This window comes from Salinicola sp. LHM (genome assembly GCF_034479735.1).
Classification (GTDB): Bacteria; Pseudomonadota; Gammaproteobacteria; order Pseudomonadales; family Halomonadaceae; genus Salinicola; species Salinicola salarius.
On record NZ_CP140261.1, the window covers coordinates 1,931,905 to 1,950,802 of the forward strand.

Sequence of the window (18,898 nt, forward strand, 5' to 3'; positions counted from 1 at the left end):
CGCGTGCCTTTTTTGATTTAATTTCTTGCCAAAAAGGGCAGCAAGAATATACTTTCATCAAAACAGCCGGTGTAATGCCGTGTCGGAATCTAGCAAGGAGAGGACGATGTCCACCGAATCATTGGAACGCATTGCTCGTAATAAGAATGTTGCTCGAGCTGCAGCGCGTCAGCTGAGCATGGAGCAATTGCACAAGCTTTCCGAAGTCATCGGGGAAGTGATCGAGCAGAAGCAGCAGGAAGATAAGGAACGCCTGAAAGAAGAAGCCGACAAGCAGCAGAAACTGGCCGAGATTCGCGAGGCGATGAACAATGCCGGATTATCGATGGATGATCTGGTCGGAGAGCAGCCGCGCAAGCGTCGGGGCCGCCCGCCCAAGAATGCCAGCAAGGGCTGATCCGCGCGTAATGTCACGTCGCATGGATTTGCCTGAATGGTGTAACGCCTGAATGGTGTAACGCCTGGATTGGTATATTGCTTGGATTGGTATATTGCCTGGATGGATACACGCGACATGGCTGTCGGCTAAGTGAACGCATCGAGCCGCCATGTATTCGCCTTATAGAAAACGCGTCTGCTATAAAGCAGACGCGTTTTTATTGAGGCCCACCTGATGCACATCTGCATGGCATCAACCAGATTGTTTTCGTTTTCCGAGGCGTCTGATCTCGCTATTTCGAAACGCGCTCGTGTTCTCGCGGAGATGTCGCACGGATATGTAGAGTTCGGCTCATGCCCGTTTTCATGATTATGGCGTCTACCGCGTTAGCGTGAGGAGGCCGTGCGAACTTCATGCTCCGGCTGGGGGTCGGCTGGCATCAGTTGAAGATGAATTTCCGGCAAGGCGGGAAGACGCTCGTGTAGCCAGTCGCGCAGCGGGCCGAAGAGTTGCTGTCGAAGTTGCAGCAGCGTATCCGCTCTGATCGCGTCTATTCGTTCATCCAGCCAGTCTGCCAGGGCATCCTCGTCCAGAGGCAGTGATATCTCGCTATCCCACAGCAGCCGGCCGATTCGGGTCCAGCCCGTTGCGGTCGGCAGTACATTCAGCGCAATCGACAGCGAATGCGCATGCTGACGAGCGGAAACCGGATGCGTGCGCTCACCGGGACGGGCGCGCGAGGCAATCAGTTGCGGTCGTAGGTGGTGCTGAGCTCTGGGTACCAACGCTTCCGCTTCCAGGGCAAGAACGGCGCCGTTCTTGACCAATTGGGGGACATCGATGCCGAGCTCGGACGCCAGTTCGCGATGGGCTTCCTGGTGCGAGGCTTCCCCATGTACCGGCAGCAGCAGTTTTGGCTGTATCCAGCGGTAGAGCTGACGCAACTCTTCTCGCGCCGGATGCCCAGAGGCATGAAGGGCGGGGTCGGTATGTTCGTCATGTACGTTGACGCCGAGCCGCTTGAAGCCGGCCTTGAGCCGTTCGATGGGGCGCTCGTTGCCGGGGATGGCCCGGGCCGAGAATATGACGTCGTCGTCCGGTTGCAGGTCCAGGGCAGAGTGTCTCCCCTGAGCCATGCGTGACAATGCCGAACGGGGTTCCCCCTGGCTGCCGGTGGCGATGATCAGGACTTCCTCTGGGTGGAGATAGCCGAGATCGTGAGCCGGCACTCGGGGCGGGAAGTCATCCAGGTATCCGAGTTGCAGGGCAATCGACACCATGCGCTCCATCGAACGGCCCAGCAGTGCGACTCGGCGTCCGCTGCGTTCTGCAATATCGCCCAGCGCCTTGATCCGCGCGATATTGCTGGCGAAGCAGCTGACGACGACACGACCCCGGCAGTTCCGGATCACTGCCTCCAGCGCACTGGCGGCTTCCGCTTCACTGCGCGAGTGGCCTTCCACATCGGCGTTGGTGGAATCCGCCACCACGAGATCCACCGGGGCCAGTGCCTGGAATTGGGCCGCGGATAACGGTGGGCCGATGAGCGGGCGCTCGTCCCGTTTCCAGTCGCCGGTATGCAGAATGCGATGGCGAGGCGTGATGATCGAAAGGGCGCAGCTTTCCGGTATCGAATGCGTCACCGGTAAAAAGGTGACTTCGAAAGGGCCGGTCGTCACGCTGGCACCGGGCTGGACGGGCTTGAGCGCGTCGGTCTTCAACCCCTGTTCGATGAACTTGGCTCGTAGCAGCTCGATGGCCAGCGGGGTGGCGTAGACGGGGCAGTTCCAGCGTGGCCAGATCCAGGCAAGGGCGCCAAGGTGATCCTCATGGCCGTGGGTGATGTAGACGGCAGAAGGCACCATCGCGTGGGCTGCCAGATGCTCGACATCGGGAATCTGGAGGGGTTGATCCGGCAGATCCTGACGAATCATCATGCCGCAGTCGACGGCTATCCAGTCGTTTTCGTAACCATAGAGCGACAGATTCATGCCGATCTCACCGCAGCCACCCAAGGGATGGAACAGCAGCGGTGGGTAAGTGCGGGGGCGGATCTGTGCGCGCGGACGGAACATCGTCATCCTTAAAGGGTGAAATCTGGCTTCACTATAAGTCATGCGTCTCGACCCGCTCAAACCCATCGCGGCGCTGGCTGGCGCTCGGCATTGGGGTACAATGCCGCTCTCATTGACGTGGCAGGCCATGTCGGGGCGCTGAACGGGGTTTCAGGGTGTTTCCGAACCAGGGCGTGTTTTCGAGTCAACGCGTATTTTCGAATCAAGGCTTGTTTTCGAGCCAACGCATATTTTCGATTCAAAGCGTATTTGCAAAGAGTATTTCCGAGAGCCATGCCGCACAATTACCGTTTGATCGTTTCCTGCCCCGATCGCGTGGGTATCGTTTCGCGTGTATCGGGTTTCATCGCTGCCCAGAACGGCTCGATCATCGAAGCCAATCAGCACTCCGATCTGGATACGGGGCGCTTTTTCATGCGTTACGATATCCAGTCCAACGCCTTGAGCGCCGACGCTTTCCGGGCTTCATTCGCGCCCATTGCCTGCGAGTTCGAGATGGACTGGCGGCTGAGCGATTCCGCCCATCGCCCGCGGGTGGTGATCATGGTGTCGCGGGAATCCCACTGTCTGGTCGATCTGCTCTACCGCTGGTCGGCCGGGGAGCTCGACTGTGATATTCCTTGCGTGATATCCAATCACGAGGACCTGCGGCCTTTGGTGGCGTGGCACGGCATCCCGTTCCATCATGTGCCGGTCGACCCTCGGGACAAGGCTCCCGCCTTCGCCCGTACCGAACGCCTGATCGAGGAGGCCGAAGCCGACAGTGTGGTCCTTGCCCGCTACATGCAGATCCTGCCGCCGGATATCTGCCAGCGCTATGCCGGCCGCGTGATCAATATCCATCACAGCTTTCTGCCGTCTTTCGCCGGCGCCAAACCCTACCATCAGGCGTTCGAACGTGGCGTCAAGCTGATCGGCGCGACCTGCCACTATGTCACCGAAGAGCTCGATGCAGGGCCGATCATCGAACAGGACATCCAGCGCGTATCGCACTGCCATACGCCGCAGGACCTGGTGCGTCTGGGTCGTGACGTGGAAAAATCGGTGCTCTCGCGGGGATTGCGCTGGCACCTGCAGGATCGAGTACTCATCCATGGCAACAAGACCGTGGTGTTCTCGTGATGCCTATTGCTTGAGGCTCATGGCGACACCGAGCTTGGATCGGTGTCGTCGAACAGCCCGAGCTGGCGCTGGTCCGGTTCCGGCATCAGGCGTACCCCCACGCCCAGCAACCGAACCGGCCGCTCTCCCCGACGCCAGGCGCTCTTCAGCAGTTCATGGAACCGTGCGTGGACGATACCGCGAGCGCCTGTCTCCTGCGTCGTGCTGGCAAAGTCATTGAAACGTACCTTGACGAACTGCTTGGCAATGGCCGGGTCGCCGTGCCGTGCCAGGCGGTCGTGGAGCTTCTCGATCAGAGGCTCCAGCGCCAGGTGGCAATCGGCGAGACCGGGAAGATCGTGGTCGTAGGTGGTTTCGACGCTGACTGATTTGCGTTCGCGGGAGACGTTGACCGGCCGCTCGTCGATACCGTGAGCCAGCTCGTACAGTCTCCGGCCGAACTTGCCGAACTGATCCAGTAGCCGGTCCAGTGGCTGGGTTCGCAGGTCGTGGCAACTGGCGATTCCCATGGCATCGAGTTTGGCGGCCGTCGCCGGACCGACACCGTGAAGCTTCTTGACGGGGAGGTCGGTGATGAAAGACTCCGTTTCCTCCGGCGGGATCACGAACAGGCCGTCGGGCTTGTCCCAGTCGCTGGCGATCTTGGCCAGAAACTTGTTGGGTGCGGCGCCGACCGAGACGACGATTCCCGTTCGCGCGAGCGCCTCTTGCTTGAGCCAGCGGGCCATCCAGGTAGCGCTGCCTTGGAACTGGGTGACCGCCGTGACGTCGAGATAGGCCTCGTCGAGCGAAAGCGGCTCGACCAGCGGCGTCAACTCGTGAAAGATGGCCTGAATCTGTCGCGAGACTTCGCGATACTTGTTGAAGTCCGGCGACAGCACTTTCAATTGCGGGCAGAGACGCACCGCTCGCGCCGTGGGCATCGCGGAGTGTATGCCGTACTTTCTGGCCGGGTAGTTGCAGGTAGCGACGACGCCGCGTCGATCGGCGCTACCGCCGATCGCCAGGGGAATATCTTTCAGGGCAGGATTGTCACGCATTTCCACGGCAGCATAGAAGCAGTCGCAGTCGGCATGCAGAATCTTGCGCATGGAACTGGAGGCGGGCGCCTCAATGCAGGCCGGAGCCGTTGCCGCCGCGGATGACGCCGACCCCCAGCCCCTCGATCTCCAGATGCTGGTGTTCGAGATCGACCACGATCGGCGCGAAGTCGGCATTCTCGGCGCTCAACGTGACGCGACTGCCCTCGCGCTGGAAGCGCTTGACGGTGACTTCGTCGTCTATCCGGGCGACGACGATCTGGCCGTTGCGTATCTGCTGGGTGCGGTGCACGGCGAGCAGGTCGCCGTCGAAGATGCCGGCATCCTTCATCGAGAGGCCGCGCACGCGAAGAAGGTAGTCGGCACTGGGTGAAAAGTAGTCGGCCGGCAATGGGCAGTAACGATCGATATGCTCGGTGGCGAGAATCGGGCTACCGGCGGCGACGCTGCCGATGATCGGCAAGCCGGGAGACTGGGACTGGGACTCCGCGGGCTCGATTTCGTTGCCATTGGCCGGTAGCCGGATACCGCGGGAAGTCCCGGGGATCATGCGGATGACGCCTTTTCGATCCAGCGCCCGCAGGTGTTCCTCGGCAGCGTTGGGAGAGCGAAAGCCCAGGGCCCGAGCGATTTCGGCCCGCGTCGGGGGGTAGCCGAATTCGCTCATTGTCTTGACGATGAAGTCATAGACGTTTTGCTGCCGTGCGGTGAGCGGTCTCGCCATTGGTTTCTCCCGGGCCTGTGCCATCGTTATGGTCGTCGATCAGGCGTGTTCATGTATACAGCCTGGAATTGTATCCAGTCATTGCCGGCGTGGGAAGTCCTTCGCGTCTCGCGTTGGCAGCCGCGTGGCCCTGGCCCGATCAAATGCTGGATTGTGCCGCCCGTTGCGGAATGATTAGAATCATAATCGTTCTAAGTCGCTGTTCTCTGGTTGCCGTTTTCTGGCGCGAGGTATGACATGGCCCAACCCGATACCGTCACGCGTATTCTCGATACGGCGGAGGTCCTTTTTGCCGAGAAGGGTTTCGCTGAAACCTCGCTGCGCAACATCACCACGCGGGCCAAGGTCAATCTGGCTGCGGTGAATTACCATTTCGGATCCAAGAAGTCGCTCATTCAGGCGGTGTTTGCCCGTTATCTCGATCCGTTCTCGGAACGTTTGAATGCGGCGCTCGATGACCTGGAAGCCCGCTATCAGGGCAAGCAGGTGCCGCTGGAAGTCCTGCTGGAACAGCTCGCCACCACGGTTCTGGAAGTCCCCGCCGAGCGCAACAGCCTCAAGGTATTCATGAAGCTGCTGGGCCTGGCTTATGCGCAGGCCCAGGGCCATCTGCGGCGCTATATCCAGGAACACTATGGCGACACGTTTCGCCGCTTCGTGGGGTGCCTGCGTCTGGCAACGCCGGATCTTCCCGACGCCGAGCGATTCTGGCGTCTGCATTTCATGCTGGGCACCGTGGTCTTTACCTTGTCCGGCCTGGATGCCTTGCGGGATATCGCCGACAGCGAATACCAGGAGCACATGTCGATACGGGAGCTGATTCGGCATCTCCGTCCCGTGGTGGTCGCCGGCATGCAGGCGCCGCTACCCGAGTCGTTGGAGAAGCTCGGCTCGGCCGCCGAGTAGACCAATGGGCCCCGGTAGCGGGCTGCCTCTGTCATGCATCCCCCGTGTCGTCTAGAATCGGGCGCTCAATGGTCTCAGGTGTTTGCTATGACTCAACCTCTCGGTCCGGTCATGCTGGATGTCGAAGGCACTCGGCTACGTGATGAAGAGCGGCAGTTGATCTCTCGTGCAGAGGTTGGCGGCGTACTGTTGTTTGCTCGAAATACACCGGACGTTGCCACTACCCAACGGCTGATCGGCCAGATCCGCGAATGTCGTCCCGATATCCTGGTCGCCATCGATCAGGAAGGTGGTCGGGTGCAGCGATTGAAGGAAGGAGTGACACAAATTCCGTCCATGGCCACGCTGGGGCGGCAATTCGTCGAGTCTCCCGAAGCGGCGCTGACGCTGACGCAGGACACTGGCTGGCTGCTGGGCATGGAGATGGCGGCCTGCGGCTTCGATGTGACCTTTGCCCCGGTTCTGGATCTCGACGACGACCAGTCGCCGGCCATCGGTTCGCGGAGTTTTTCGCCGGATCCCGAGGTGGTGACAGCCTTGGCTGGCGCGTTCATCGAGGGGCTCCACGAGGCGGGAATGGTGGCGATCGGCAAGCATTTTCCCGGCCATGGCGGAGTGCGCCAGGATTCCCACTTCGATGTCGCGGAAGATCCTCGCTCGCTGGCGGAGCTGCGCGAGCACGATCTGATTCCTTTCGCCCGGCTGGCCGGCAAGCTGGATGGCATCATGCCGGCGCATGTCATCTATTCGGCCTTCGATGATCGGCCGGCCGGATTCTCGCCCAGTTGGCTCGGCATGCTGCGAGAAGAGCTGGGTTTCAAGGGCACCATCTTTTCGGATGACCTGACCATGGCCGCGGCGCACGCCGCCGGATCGCCCCGCGAGCGGGCCGAGGCTGCCTGGAGCGCCGGCTGCGACATGGCCGTGATCTGCAACGCGCCCGATGCGGCGCGCGAAGTCGTCGCCGCCTGCGAAGGCCGACAGGCCCAGCGTATCGCCAAGCTTCGCTATGCACGCGCGCGTCCCAGCCTCGAATCGCTGGCCGCCATCTCCCGGTGGCGGCGCACCCACGTACGTCTGGAAGCGCTCAGCGAATCCGAATGACGTGCACCGTTTTTCGTTCTTCGACGGCAGTATCCGATGGTCTGCCGCCGCTCATTGCATGGTGAATCGTAAACGATGACTCAATCCCCACCGATCGATGCCCTGAGCTCGATGCAGGAAGTCATGGACAGTGCGGACTGTCTGATCGATCAGGCACAGGTCGAGCGAGCGCTGGACCGCATGGCGGCCGATATCACGCGCGAACTGGGAGACAAGCTGCCGGTTTTCTACTGCGTCATGAACGGCGGTCTGATCACCACCGGGCATTTGCTGACGCGGCTCGGGTTTCCCCTGGAAGTCGATTACCTCCACGCCACGCGCTATCGCGGCGGGATGCGAGGCGGCGAGCTGTTCTGGCGGGTGTCGCCGGAAGTGCCCATGGCCGGTCGTCACGTGGTGATCGTCGATGACATCCTCGACGAGGGCGCGACACTGGCGGCGATCCTGGATTACTGTCGGCAAGCCGGCGCGGCGAGCATTTCGACAGCGGTGCTGGTCGACAAGCGTCACGATCGCAAGGCATCCCCCGATCTCAAGGCCGACTATTGCGGGCTGGAAGTCGTCGACCGCTATGTCTTCGGCTTCGGCATGGACTACAAGGGGTACTGGCGTAACGCGCCGGGGATCTTCGCGCCCAAGGGGATGTGACGGCACGCCCGACCCGTTGGCGAATCGCCAGCCCGGCGTGCTCGGGGGCTGCCATTTCCCAATTTTCTCCTGCTCCGATTCGGCCCGCTCAGCGCGGGCTGAATCGTCTCTGCAGTCCGGTCTCGTTCATCATCCGCGTCGAGATCTCCTCGATCGAAAAGCGGGTGGTATCGATGTAGGGAATGTTGTGACGCCGGTAGAGCGCTTCGGCCTGGCCGATCTCCTGCATGCATTGGTCCATCGAGCAGTAACGGCTGTCGGGCCGACGTTCGGTACGAATGGCCGATAGCCGACGAGCATCGATGGTCAGCCCGAACAGCTTATGGCGATGCTTGGCCAGCGATGGCGGCAGGTTGAGGATGCCGTTGTCGTCCAGGTCGTCTTCCGTCAATGGATAGTTGGCTGCACGGATGCCGAACTGCAGTGCCAGATAGAGCGAGGTCGGCGTCTTGCCGCATCGGGAGACGCCGATCAGGATTACGTCCGCCTCCTGGTACTGGTGCGTGCGCGCGCCGTCGTCGTTGTCCAGCGCGAAATTCACCGCCTCGATCCGATGCATGTAGACATCGTCGCGGCCGATCGCATGCGTACGACCAACGGTATAGGTCGAATGAGTCTCCAGTTCTTCTTCCAGCGGGGCGAGAAAGGTGGAGAAGATATCGACCTTGAATGCCGATGCCTGGGAGACGATGTCACGAATCGCCTGGTCGACGATGGTATCGATGACGATGGGGCGCATGCCGTCGCGTTCGCCGGTCGCTTCGATGATGCTGACCAGCGAACGTGCCTTGTCGAGGGTGTCGATGTAGGGCTTGGTGACCTGGATGAAATCCGTATTCTCGAATTGCGAGAGCAGGCTGCGACCGAGCGTTTCCGCGGTAATGCCGGTACCGTCGGAGATGAAGAAAGCAGTGCGAGGCATGGCGTTCATCCGTGTGTGTCGAAGGCTCATTGTCGGCCGAAATTCCCTGTTCGGGCAACTCGCTGGCATTCTGGGCGCGGCTTGCCGTGGCTGACTACAGGAATCCTGAAAACCTCGGGATTCTTGTAGAAATACTCCAAACTCTACGCCCTTAAACTTCTGGCTAAGCCGAAAATCGCCTGTTAGCTTCTGGCCCATCGAGGTGCAGCGGAACGCGCCATATACCGTTGAAGAGGGTCCGTGGACCATGGCCGGACGAGACGACCAGGAGATGACTTTGGAACCGTTCATCATCACTTTCGAGCAATTGGGAATGTCCGACGTCGAGCGCGTTGGTGGCAAGAATGCGTCGCTGGGAGAGATGATCTCCAACCTGGCGGACGCTGGCGTCACCGTGCCGGGCGGGTTCGCGACCACGGCGCATGCCTATCGCGAATTTCTGGCCCATGACGGCTTGAACGATCGAATCAACGCAGAGCTTGCCAGGCTCGACGTCGACGACACCGAAATGCTGGCCAAAGTGGGTGAGAAAGTCCGGCAGTGGGTGATCGACACGCCGTTGCCGCCCGCCTTCGAAAGTGCGCTGGCCGATGCCTATCAGACGCTGCAGGCGAAGCACCCTAATCTCAAGGTGGCGGTGCGCTCTTCGGCGACGGCAGAGGATCTGCCCGATGCCTCGTTCGCCGGGCAGCAGGAAACCTTTCTCAATATCGACGGCTTCGACAACGTCAAGCGGGCGGTCCACGAGGTCTTTGCCTCGCTGTTCAACGACCGCGCCATCTCCTATCGTGTCCACCGCGGCTACGCTCACGAGAACGTGGCGCTTTCCGCCGGCGTGCAGAAAATGGTGCGCTCCGAGACGGCAGCGTCCGGCGTGATGTTCACGCTTGACACCGAATCCGGCTATCGGGACGCGGTCTTCGTCACTGGCGCCTGGGGGCTGGGCGAGACGGTCGTGCAGGGTGCGGTCAACCCTGACGAGTTCTACGTTCACAAGCCGACACTGGCCGCCGGCAGGCCTGCCGTGCTGCGCCGTACGCTGGGTTCCAAGCGGATCAAGATGGTCTACACCGATGACGCCGCGGCGGGGCGGTCGGTCAAGACCGTCGATGTCGCCCATGCGGACCGTCAGCGGTTCTGCCTGAGCGATGAAGACGTGATGGAGCTGGCGCGCCAGGCCGTGACCATCGAACAGCACTATGGTCGGCCGATGGATATCGAATGGGCGCGTGACGGCGACGACGGCAAGCTCTACATCGTCCAGGCCCGCCCGGAAACGGTGGTGTCGAATCTCGAGGGCGGCACGCTGGAGCGGTTCACGCTCAAGAGCAAGAGCCGCGTGCTGGTCGATGGCCGCGCCATCGGTCAGCGCATTGGCCAAGGCAAGGTCAAGCTAGTGGAATCGCCGGAAGACATGCACAAGGTGCAGACCGGCGACGTGCTGGTGACCGACATGACCGATCCTGACTGGGAGCCGATCATGAAGCGGGCCTCTGCCATCGTCACCAATCGCGGTGGTCGAACCTGTCACGCGGCGATCATCGCCCGCGAACTGGGCATCCCGGCGGTAGTCGGCTGCGGCGATGCCACCGAACTGCTGGAAGACGACATCGAGGTGACGGTCTCCTGCGCCGAGGGCGACACCGGCCATGTCTATCAGGGCAAGCTCGAATTCGACTGCCAGACCACCAGCGTCGACGCCATGCCGGAAATTCCGTTCAAGATCATGATGAACGTCGGCAATCCGGACCGGGCCTTCGCCTTCGCGGGGCTGCCCAACGAAGGTATCGGGCTGGCGCGGCTGGAGTTCATCATCAATCGCATGATCGGGGTGCACCCGCGGGCGTTGATGGACTACGACGAGCTCTCGCCTGACCTGCAGCAGACCATCGATCTCCGCACGGCAGGCTATGCCGATCCGGTCAGCTTCTATGTCGACCGGCTCGTCGAGGGGATCTCCACCCTGGCGGCGGCGTTCTATCCCAAGCGCGTGATCGTGCGGCTGTCGGACTTCAAGTCCAACGAATACGAGAATCTGATCGGCGGCAAACTCTACGAGCCGGGCGAAGAGAATCCGATGCTCGGCTTCCGTGGCGCCTCGCGCTACATCTCCGACGATTTCCGCGCCTGTTTCGAGCTGGAGTGCCGGGCCTTGAAGCGCGTTCGCGACGAGATGGGGCTGAACAACGTCGAGATCATGGTGCCGTTCGTGCGCACGCCCGCCGAAGGCAAGGCCGTCGTCGATCTGCTCGAAGCCAATGGTCTCAAGCGTGGAGAGAACGCTCTCAAGATCATCATGATGTGCGAGCTGCCGTCCAACGCGCTGCTGGCCGACGAGTTCCTCGAGCACTTCGACGGCTTCTCCATTGGCTCCAACGACCTGACACAGCTGACGCTGGGACTGGATCGCGATTCCGCCATCATCGCGCATCTGTTCGACGAACGGGATCCGGCGGTCAAGAAGCTGCTGTCGATGGCGATCCAGGCCTGCAAGGCGCAGGGCAAGTATGTGGGGATCTGCGGTCAGGGCCCGTCGGATCACCCGGAACTCGCCAAGTGGCTGATGGAGCAGGGGATCGATTCCGTGTCGTTGAATCCGGACGCGGTGCTGGAGACCTGGTTCATGCTGGCGGGCGAAACACTGGGCTGAGCCCGACGGCAGAACCATCGAGCCGGCGCGAGGATATCGTGCCGGCTTTTTCCTGCGCAGACATATCGTTCGGGCCGTTGGCGTTGGTGTCGGTGCCGCGGGCCGCGTTGCCTCAGGTGCGAATCCAGTTGCGCAACTTCACCAGCAGCAGTTCTCCGTCGGACATCTCGCGGCGCGCTTCCAGAATGTCGGTCAACGCGTCAGGGCGGTCGGTAATGATGTTGTCGACGCCCATGTCGATATAGCGCGACATGTCGCCAATACCGTTGACGGTCCATACCGCGACTTCACGGCCCGTGTCGTGGATGGTTCTCAGCAAGCTCGGTGTGGCCTGAGTGTGGCGCAATCCGATGATGTCGGCATCGGTGGTATTGAGCGCGCCGGGCAGCACGAACTGCATAAAGAGCGTGGTGCGGATGTCGTCGTCGATCGTCTTGACCCGTTCGATGACCTCCGGCGACAGCGAGGCGAGAACGGCCCGGTCTGTCATGTCGGCGGCGTTCAACTGCGCGATCACCTTGCGGGTCAGTTCCTCGGCCGTGCCGGGGGCGGGCTTGAGCTCGACGTAGAGCCCGATACGGCCCCGCGCGTTGTCGAGAATCTGCTGAAAGGTCGGGATGCGTTCGCCGACGAAGGCATCGCCGAAGTAGGAGCCCACGTCGACCTGCTCGATCTCCGCCAGCGTCATGTCGCTGATCCGGCGGTCGACGCCGGTCAGTCGGCTCAGATTGTCGTCGTGGGACACGACGATCCGGCCGTCACCGCTCAGACGCACGTCCAGCTCCAGATAGTCGGCACCGTCGGCAATGGCCTGGTTCATCGATGCCAGCGTATTCTCCGGCGCCACCAGCGAACTGCCGCGGTGGGCGGTGATGGTGACATGGTCGTTGATCTCGAAGCCGTGCAGTATCCAGCCCGCCTGGCCGAGCGCAAAGATCAGCAGCAGGATCTCTGCGCCCCAGGCGATGACACCGGAACGGTGGGGCGTCGCGGCGGGGCGAAACACGGTGGCGCGTCCCACGGCGCGGTGATAGAGCGTGATCACCAGCATGCTGTTGGCCGCGATACCCAGGAACGTGAGCGCGATGGTGGCGACGATATACAGCGCCAGATAGGTCAGCATGGCAGGTACCAGCACGCTGTTGCGTTCCGGTAGATGGCCGAGCAGTACGCCGCCCAGAGCATTGAAGCTCAAGGAGAAAACGATCGGTATGGCTGCCACGAGCAGCGCGATGCCGACCACCAGCAGTGCCATGGGGAGACGTCGCCCCTGGGTCAGTTCGCGGCTGCGCTTCAGTGCGGCAACGGGCTTGAGGTCGTCGAGCATCATCGCCGGCAGCGCCAGGAACCAGCGAAAATAGAGAGCGGCGCTCAGCAGGACGAGGATCAGGACGATGGGTGTGGCGACGGCCAGGAACTCCCACAGGACCGGCGGTTTGAGATGAATCAGGATGTAGGGTTCGATATCGCCGAGCATGGCATCGTAGAGATGAGCCAGACCTACGGCAAACGGCGCGGCCAGCAGCAGATGGCTGCCTACCTGAAGAAAGGTGAGCGTCACCAGCGCCGGGAATCGGCGCAGCAAGTGCCATAGCGAGCCCATGGCCGCCCGATAGCGGTTGCCGGCCGGGTTCGAGACGACGAGCATCATCCCGGCCTGTTGAAGGAAGATCACCAGAAAGCTGAGCCCAGTCGCCGTGAGCAGCCAGAGTAATCCCCAGGGCGAAAGCGCAACGTCCATGATCTGACCGTTGCTGAGCACCGGGCGGCCGATGCGGTGAAGCAGGCCGGAGAGGGTGTTGGCCGACAACGGCACCCAGACGGCCGATGCCAGCAGCGTGAAGAAGAGATGGAAAGCGACCAGCGAACGTAGATGGGCGCGAATCTGTCGGGCGATGTCCTGAATCAGTGATCGAGGGGCTAGCATGGCTTGGAGGCGGCGTTCCTTCCTGAATCGAGTGAGCGCGGCGGAATGACCGCAAGGATGAATGGATTGTCAGTGTTGTCGTCAAACCGTCATCCGCGCAAGTCCAGGCTTGTCTGGCATCGAACGAAAAAGCCGCCCTTGGCGGACGGCTTGAGACGGTTCCGGGGCAAGCACTGCCTAGAATTGCCAGCCTACCGAGGCGGTGAACGAATCCACTTCGTAATCGCTGTCGAAGTCGTAGCGTTCGTATTCCGCGCGCAACAGCAGCGGATGGAAGTTGAGCTGAGCGCCGGCGCCGTAGACGGGATCGATGCCGTCGTTGTCGTCCAGATCGACCGAGGCGTTACCAAGGTGACCATCGACATCGGTTTCCCACTTCGCCATGCCCGCCTTGACGAAAAGCTCGAACCAGTCGGTAATCGGCAATTTCCCGACCAGGCTGAGGCCATAGGCCTTGCTCTCGAGATCCGTGTTCGATACACCATTTCCCTTCAGCTCGACCTTGCCGAGATCGGCGTAAAAGGCCTCGGTGGCGAAATAGCGGTTGTATTCGTAGCCGACGAACGCCTTGTAGACGTTGTCGTCGTCATCGACATCGAAATCGTCGCTGCCGGATTCGATGAAGTCGCCGACATCGCTGTCGTCGTTCTTCAGCGAGCTGAAACCGGTCCCCACGCCGAGATAGAGGCCGTCGGCGTTGGCGGCCTGGGCTGGCGGGGCCAGGGCAATCAACGATACGGAAGCCAGAGGGAGAGCGAACAAAGCCTTGAATTTCACGTTGTAACTCCTTGTGGAAACTGTCGCGGTCCGTGTGTCTATAGCGATATCAAGCCTTTAACATGAATGGTCTGCTCGGCCAATCATGAGAAGGTATGCAAATCACGATTTGACCAGACCGTGGCGCATATTGTCAGAACAGCGATGATACGCATAGCCTTACGTACTCCCCGTGATGACGGGAATGGCCCGGGCAGACATCGAAATCGAAACGACAGCCGCTGGAGAGCAGGATAATCATCACGCCTTGCTTGTGCTTGCCAGAAGCTTTCCCATGGCCGACAGTCACTTGTATCAAGTTTCCCATCAGGTCGAATGCCATGTTCTCTACTATCAAACGATGGTTGCCAGCTGTCCGGGCGCATAGCAGAAAGCGCATCATCATCTGTGGCAGTGACAGCGCGCACTATGGGCTGTTGCAACGACTTCGCTCTCATTGCGATGTCCTCGCGCTCGTCACCACCGAGCCCTGGCAGCACAATATTCGTCTCGATGACGTGCCGCTTCGCTATCCCAGCGAAGTGCCATCTCTCTACCGTCGTCTATCCATCGACTGCCTGGTCATTGCCACGGAAGACGATCGCCTGGAAATAGAGCGTGCCACTGCCGACGATGCGCATTGGCAGCCCCAATGGCGTGTCGGCGAGTCGCTACTGGAAGAACTCGATGCCGGAGGCAGGCGGCGTTAGTTCCCGGCTCGCGGTCTGCTCGCTACCTGCAAGACGAAACCGGGCGTCTGGTGAGGGGGCGAGATGAGGAGATGACGGAGGAAGAGACAAAAAAACGCCCCGCATGGCGGGGCGTTTCGGTGACCTCTTCTTGAAGCTGCGAGCATCGGAAGAGACGTGTCAGGCTTCCTGGGCGACCGGAATGACAGTAGCGGCCGCTTTCTGGAAATCCTCTATCTCATGGAAGTTCAAGTAGCGGTAGATCTCTCCCGCCATGGCATTGAACTCGCCCATGGTAGCCTTGTACTCCTCGACCGTTGGCAGGCGGCCTTCGACGGCAGCGATCGCCGCGAGCTCTGCCGATGCCAGATAGACATCAGCGCCGTCGCCCAGACGGTTGGGGAAGTTACGGGTAGAGGTGGATACGACGGTGGATTTCGGCGCCACGCGTGCCTGGTTACCCATGCACAGCGAACAGCCCGGCATTTCCATGCGCGCGCCAGCCTTGCCGTAAATACCGTAGTAACCTTCCTCGGTCAGTTGATGTTGGTCCATCTTGGTCGGCGGCGCAAGCCATAGTCGTGTCTTCAGGCTACCGGCGGGCTGCTTTTCGAGCAGTTTGCCAGCGGCACGGAAGTGACCGATGTTGGTCATGCACGAACCGATGAACACTTCATCGATCTGCGTGCCGGCCACTTCGGAAAGCAGTCGCGCGTCGTCCGGGTCGTTAGGCGCGCACAGCACCGGCTGGTCGATCTCGGCCAGGTCGATCTCGATGACTGCGGCGTATTCAGCGTCGGCATCGGCGCGCATCAGGCTCGGGTCGGCCAGCCAGGCTTCCATCGCCTCGATGCGGCGCTCCAGCGTGCGGCGATCGCCGTAGCCTGCGCTGATCATCCACTTCAGCAGCGTGACGTTGGAGTTCAGGTACTCGGTAACGCTCTCTTCACCCAGCGTAATGGTACAGCCCGCTGCGCTACGCTCGGCGGACGCGTCGGAAAGCTCGAACGCCTGCTCGGCGGTGAGATCTTCCAGACCTTCGATTTCCAGAATACGGCCGGAGAAGATGTTCTTCTTGCCGGACTTGGCCACGGTCAGATGGCCCTGCTGGATGGCATAGTAGGGAATCGCATGGACCAGGTCACGCAGGGTGATGCCCGGCTGGCGCTCGCCCTTGAAGCGCACCAGTACCGATTCCGGCATGTCCAGCGGCATCACGCCCGTTGCGGCGGCAAAAGCGACCAGGCCCGAGCCCGCCGGGAAGGAGATGCCCATCGGGAAGCGGGTGTGGGAGTCGCCGCCGGTGCCGACCGTGTCCGGCAGCAACATGCGGTTGAGCCAGGAATGGATGATGCCGTCGCCGGGACGCAGCGAGACACCGCCACGGTTCATGATGAAGTCGGGCAGGGTGTGATGCGTCTCGACGTCCACCGGCTTCGGGTAGGCCGCCGTGTGGCAGAAGGACTGCATCACCAGGTCGGCCTGGAAGCCGAGGCAGGCCAGGTCCTTGAGCTCGTCCCGCGTCATCGGGCCGGTGGTGTCCTGGGAACCGACGGTGGTCATCTTCGGTTCGCAGTACATGCCCGGACGCACGCCGTCCATGCCGCAGGCCTTGCCGACCATCTTCTGTGCCAGGGTGAAGCCCTTGCCGGTGTCGACCGGCTGCTCCGGCTTGCGGAAGATGTCGGAGCCCGGCAGCCCGAGTTCGTTGCGGGCCTTCTCGGTCAGGCCGCGACCGATGATCAGCGGAATACGGCCGCCGGCACGGACTTCGTCGAGGATGACCTGGGTCTTGAGCTGGAAGGTAGAGACGACTTCGTCGCTATCGTGCCGGGTCACCTTGCCTTCGTAGGGATAGACGTCGACGACATCGCCCATCTCGAGCTTGTCGACGTCCATTTCGATCGGCAGGGCGCCTGCATCTTCCATGGTGTTGAAGAAGATAGGAGCGATCTTGCCGCCGAAGCAGAAACCGCCGGCGCGCTTGTTGGGCACGTGGGGAATGTCGTCGCCGAAGAACCACAGCACCGAGTTGGTGGCGGACTTGCGCGAGGAGCCGGTACCGACCACGTCACCGACATAGGCGACCGGGAAGCCTTTGGCCTTGACCGCTTCGATCTGCGACATCGGGCCCTTGGTACCGGCGACTTCCGGCTCGATGCCGTCGCGCGGGTTCTTGAGCATGGCGTTGGCATGCAGCGGAATGTCCGGGCGTGACCAGGCATCCGGGGCGGGAGAGAGATCGTCGGTATTGGTCTCGCCCGGTACCTTGAACACGGCGATGCTGATTTTCTCGGGCAGGGCCGGCTTGGCGAGGAACCATTCGGCTTCGGCCCATGATTCGAGCACGCCTTGCGCAATGGCGTTGCCGGTCTTGGCACGTTCGGCGACATCATGGAAGGCGTCGAACATCAGTAGCGTGTGCTTCAGCTGTTCGCCGGCTTCCTGGGCAAGCTCGCTGTCGTCGAGCAGTTCGACCAGCGTGGCAATGTTGTATCCGCCCTGCATGGTGCCGAGAAGCTTGACCGCGTGGATCTTGTCGATCAGTGGCGAGGTCGCTTCACCCTTGGCAATAGCGGTGAGGAAGCCTGCCTTGACGTAAGCGGCTTCATCGACGCCCGGTGGTACGCGATCGGTGATCAGTTCGAGGAGAAATGCCTCTTCACCAGCCGGCGGCTGCTTCAGCAGCTCGACCAGTTGGGCGGTCATTTCGGCGTTCAACGGCTTCGGCGGCACGCCTTCGGCGGCGCGCTCCTCGACATGTTGGCGGTAAGCTTCAAGCACGGTGGAGAGCCTCATCTAGTGTTAGAGCCCGCATGAGCGATGTGTATTCGTAACCGCTACGTGGGTACGTTTCGGTCGGCAATAGATCGGCTGCGGTGGGCGCAGCGAAGTCTACGTGAAACTGTCGACAATGTTAAGGAACCGCCGTTGTTCGTGCTGAACAGAACAGGGGGAAAGGGGAGAAAGCCGCGTGGAAAGTCAATGTCACCATGGTCGAGCAGGCGGGTGTCGAAGTCTGGCTGGCCAGGCGCTACCATAGAGCGAAATTTCATCGAATCCACTTTGATTCAACGCACCGGAACCTGAGTGTCTCATCAGGCTCCAATCAACGATCCGGTGACGGATATCGCTCGCCGCGGTTCTGTCCCGTTTTTCGGCGAATCGCGCCGTATCCGACACGCGGTTCGAATCGTCGTTACCCGTGTGCGCCGCTTTTATTCATGTACTCGGCATTGCCTGTCGAGTGCTCGACGAACGTCAATGACTACCGAACGAATGACTGCCCATACCGATTGCACTACTGACGACCTGCTGCCTGCCGAGCTGCTCGATTTTCTGCCATGTGAAACCCCGAGACGCTGGATAGAGGCCGCGCTGGAGAACCCCGCACTGTTGCTGATCGACCACGCACAGTGCGAAAAGAAAGCGGCGTCGACTGCCATGAGTCTGATGTTTCGCTACGTGGATCGTCCCGAACTCCTGACCAAGATGTCCCAGCTCGCCCGCGAGGAGCTTTTGCACTTCGAGCAGGTGGTAGGGCTGATGCAGGAGCGGGGCGTCGATTATTCCCACATTCAGGCTTCGCGCTATGCCGAGGGCCTGCGTGAGCACGTGGCGCGTGATGAGCCGCACCGCCTGATCGACATCCTGATCGTCGGGGCCTTTATCGAAGCGCGCTCCTGTGAGCGTTTCGCCAGATTGATTCCCCACCTCGACGAGACGCTTGCCAAGTTCTATCGCTCGCTGGTGCGGTCGGAAGGGCGCCATTTCGAAGATTACCTGGGACTTGCCGAGCGCTATGCAGGAAAGGAGGTCGTCGCTGAACGGGTGGCCCGTTTCGCGAGTCACGAACAGGCCCTGATCGAAGGTGAAGACGCCATGTTTCGCTTTCACAGCGGCGTGCCGGCAGCTCGTGCCTCCTGATCACCGCTTTGGAACCATGGCTCTCGAGC

At 61.2% G+C, this 18,898-nt stretch carries 15 protein-coding genes; 8 read left to right on the plus strand and 7 right to left on the minus strand.

Annotated features, from left to right (window positions below; genetic code table 11):
- Window positions 1–106 precede the first annotated feature (106 nt).
- Window positions 107–397, plus strand: a complete 291-nt coding sequence (locus R5R73_RS08950) for an H-NS family nucleoid-associated regulatory protein (RefSeq protein WP_276231323.1) — start codon at window positions 107–109, stop codon at window positions 395–397.
- Window positions 398–765: 368 nt separating this feature from the next.
- Here the strand turns inward: R5R73_RS08950 and R5R73_RS08955 are convergent, their stop codons facing one another.
- Entirely contained in the window at window positions 766–2,454 is a 1,689-nt protein-coding gene (locus R5R73_RS08955) for a ribonuclease J (RefSeq protein ID WP_322529449.1), read from the minus strand.
- Window positions 2,455–2,727: 273 nt separating this feature from the next.
- Between R5R73_RS08955 and purU the strand changes: the two genes are divergently transcribed.
- Window positions 2,728–3,576 carry a formyltetrahydrofolate deformylase gene (purU, locus tag R5R73_RS08960; protein WP_322529450.1) on the plus strand — a complete coding sequence of 283 codons (849 nt, stop codon included), beginning with the start codon at window positions 2,728–2,730 and terminating at the stop codon, window positions 3,574–3,576.
- Window positions 3,577–3,593: 17 nt separating this feature from the next.
- On the opposite strand, the gene dinB is transcribed toward purU, so the two are convergent.
- Complete coding sequence (dinB, locus tag R5R73_RS08965) at window positions 3,594–4,667, minus strand: DNA polymerase IV (protein ID WP_322529451.1); 1,074 nt, start codon at window positions 4,665–4,667, stop codon at window positions 3,594–3,596.
- Between the two features lie 19 nt (window positions 4,668–4,686).
- On the minus strand, window positions 4,687–5,340 hold the full coding sequence (gene lexA / locus R5R73_RS08970; RefSeq protein WP_322529452.1) for a transcriptional repressor LexA: 654 nt from the start codon (window positions 5,338–5,340) through the stop codon (window positions 4,687–4,689).
- Between the two features lie 237 nt (window positions 5,341–5,577).
- Here lexA and R5R73_RS08975 point away from each other — a divergent pair, with 237 nt between their 5' ends.
- The 3 genes from R5R73_RS08975 (at window position 5,578) to R5R73_RS08985 (ending at window position 7,998) form a co-directional block, all read left to right on the plus strand.
- Window positions 5,578–6,246, plus strand: coding sequence for a TetR/AcrR family transcriptional regulator (locus R5R73_RS08975; protein ID WP_071230161.1), 669 nt, complete (start codon window positions 5,578–5,580; stop codon window positions 6,244–6,246).
- 87 nt (window positions 6,247–6,333) lie between these two features.
- Window positions 6,334–7,350 (plus strand): beta-N-acetylhexosaminidase, encoded by a 1,017-nt coding sequence (gene nagZ / locus R5R73_RS08980; protein WP_322529453.1) that lies wholly within the window; start codon window positions 6,334–6,336, stop codon window positions 7,348–7,350.
- Window positions 7,351–7,425: 75 nt separating this feature from the next.
- Window positions 7,426–7,998 carry a hypoxanthine-guanine phosphoribosyltransferase gene (locus tag R5R73_RS08985; protein ID WP_071230163.1) on the plus strand — a complete coding sequence of 191 codons (573 nt, stop codon included), beginning with the start codon at window positions 7,426–7,428 and terminating at the stop codon, window positions 7,996–7,998.
- An 88-nt stretch (window positions 7,999–8,086) separates the two neighbouring features.
- Here the strand turns inward: R5R73_RS08985 and R5R73_RS08990 are convergent, their stop codons facing one another.
- Window positions 8,087–8,920 (minus strand): pyruvate, water dikinase regulatory protein, encoded by an 834-nt coding sequence (locus tag R5R73_RS08990; RefSeq protein WP_071230228.1) that lies wholly within the window; start codon window positions 8,918–8,920, stop codon window positions 8,087–8,089.
- Between the two features lie 277 nt (window positions 8,921–9,197).
- On the opposite strand from R5R73_RS08990, the gene ppsA reads away from it, so the two are divergent.
- On the plus strand, window positions 9,198–11,570 hold the full coding sequence (ppsA, locus tag R5R73_RS08995) for a phosphoenolpyruvate synthase (RefSeq protein ID WP_322529454.1): 2,373 nt from the start codon (window positions 9,198–9,200) through the stop codon (window positions 11,568–11,570).
- Between the two features lie 112 nt (window positions 11,571–11,682).
- On the opposite strand, the gene R5R73_RS09000 is transcribed toward ppsA, so the two are convergent.
- A complete protein-coding gene (locus R5R73_RS09000; protein WP_322529455.1) occupies window positions 11,683–13,497 on the minus strand; it encodes a glycerophosphodiester phosphodiesterase in 1,815 nt (604 codons plus the stop codon).
- Between the two features lie 177 nt (window positions 13,498–13,674).
- Window positions 13,675–14,274 carry a porin family protein gene (locus R5R73_RS09005; protein WP_322529456.1) on the minus strand — a complete coding sequence of 200 codons (600 nt, stop codon included), beginning with the start codon at window positions 14,272–14,274 and terminating at the stop codon, window positions 13,675–13,677.
- A 416-nt stretch (window positions 14,275–14,690) separates the two neighbouring features.
- On the opposite strand from R5R73_RS09005, the gene R5R73_RS09010 reads away from it, so the two are divergent.
- A complete protein-coding gene (locus tag R5R73_RS09010; RefSeq protein ID WP_322529457.1) occupies window positions 14,691–14,963 on the plus strand; it encodes a hypothetical protein in 273 nt (90 codons plus the stop codon).
- Window positions 14,964–15,122: 159 nt separating this feature from the next.
- Here R5R73_RS09010 and acnB read toward each other — a convergent pair whose 3' ends face one another.
- Window positions 15,123–17,726 carry a bifunctional aconitate hydratase 2/2-methylisocitrate dehydratase gene (acnB, locus tag R5R73_RS09015; protein WP_322529458.1) on the minus strand — a complete coding sequence of 868 codons (2,604 nt, stop codon included), beginning with the start codon at window positions 17,724–17,726 and terminating at the stop codon, window positions 15,123–15,125.
- 480 nt (window positions 17,727–18,206) lie between these two features.
- Between acnB and R5R73_RS09020 the strand changes: the two genes are divergently transcribed.
- The gene (locus tag R5R73_RS09020; RefSeq protein ID WP_322529459.1) at window positions 18,207–18,869 is read left to right on the plus strand and encodes a tRNA-(ms[2]io[6]A)-hydroxylase; all 663 of its coding nucleotides are present in this window, start codon (window positions 18,207–18,209) and stop codon (window positions 18,867–18,869) included.
- Window positions 18,870–18,898 lie beyond the last annotated feature (29 nt).

Coding starts and splice junctions, on each gene's coding strand:
- R5R73_RS08955 (WP_322529449.1), bottom strand. CDS start 2,454: ATGTTCCGTCCGCGCGCACAGATCCGCCCCCGCACTTACCCACCGCTG.
- R5R73_RS08975 (WP_071230161.1), top strand. CDS start 5,578: ATGGCCCAACCCGATACCGTCACGCGTATTCTCGATACGGCGGAGGTC.
- lexA (WP_322529452.1), bottom strand. CDS start 5,340: ATGGCGAGACCGCTCACCGCACGGCAGCAAAACGTCTATGACTTCATC.
- R5R73_RS08985 (WP_071230163.1), top strand. CDS start 7,426: ATGACTCAATCCCCACCGATCGATGCCCTGAGCTCGATGCAGGAAGTC.
- dinB (WP_322529451.1), bottom strand. CDS start 4,667: ATGCGCAAGATTCTGCATGCCGACTGCGACTGCTTCTATGCTGCCGTG.
- nagZ (WP_322529453.1), top strand. CDS start 6,334: ATGACTCAACCTCTCGGTCCGGTCATGCTGGATGTCGAAGGCACTCGG.
- R5R73_RS08950 (WP_276231323.1), top strand. CDS start 107: ATGTCCACCGAATCATTGGAACGCATTGCTCGTAATAAGAATGTTGCT.
- R5R73_RS09020 (WP_322529459.1), top strand. CDS start 18,207: ATGACTACCGAACGAATGACTGCCCATACCGATTGCACTACTGACGAC.
- R5R73_RS08990 (WP_071230228.1), bottom strand. CDS start 8,920: ATGCCTCGCACTGCTTTCTTCATCTCCGACGGTACCGGCATTACCGCG.
- purU (WP_322529450.1), top strand. CDS start 2,728: ATGCCGCACAATTACCGTTTGATCGTTTCCTGCCCCGATCGCGTGGGT.
- R5R73_RS09000 (WP_322529455.1), bottom strand. CDS start 13,497: ATGCTAGCCCCTCGATCACTGATTCAGGACATCGCCCGACAGATTCGC.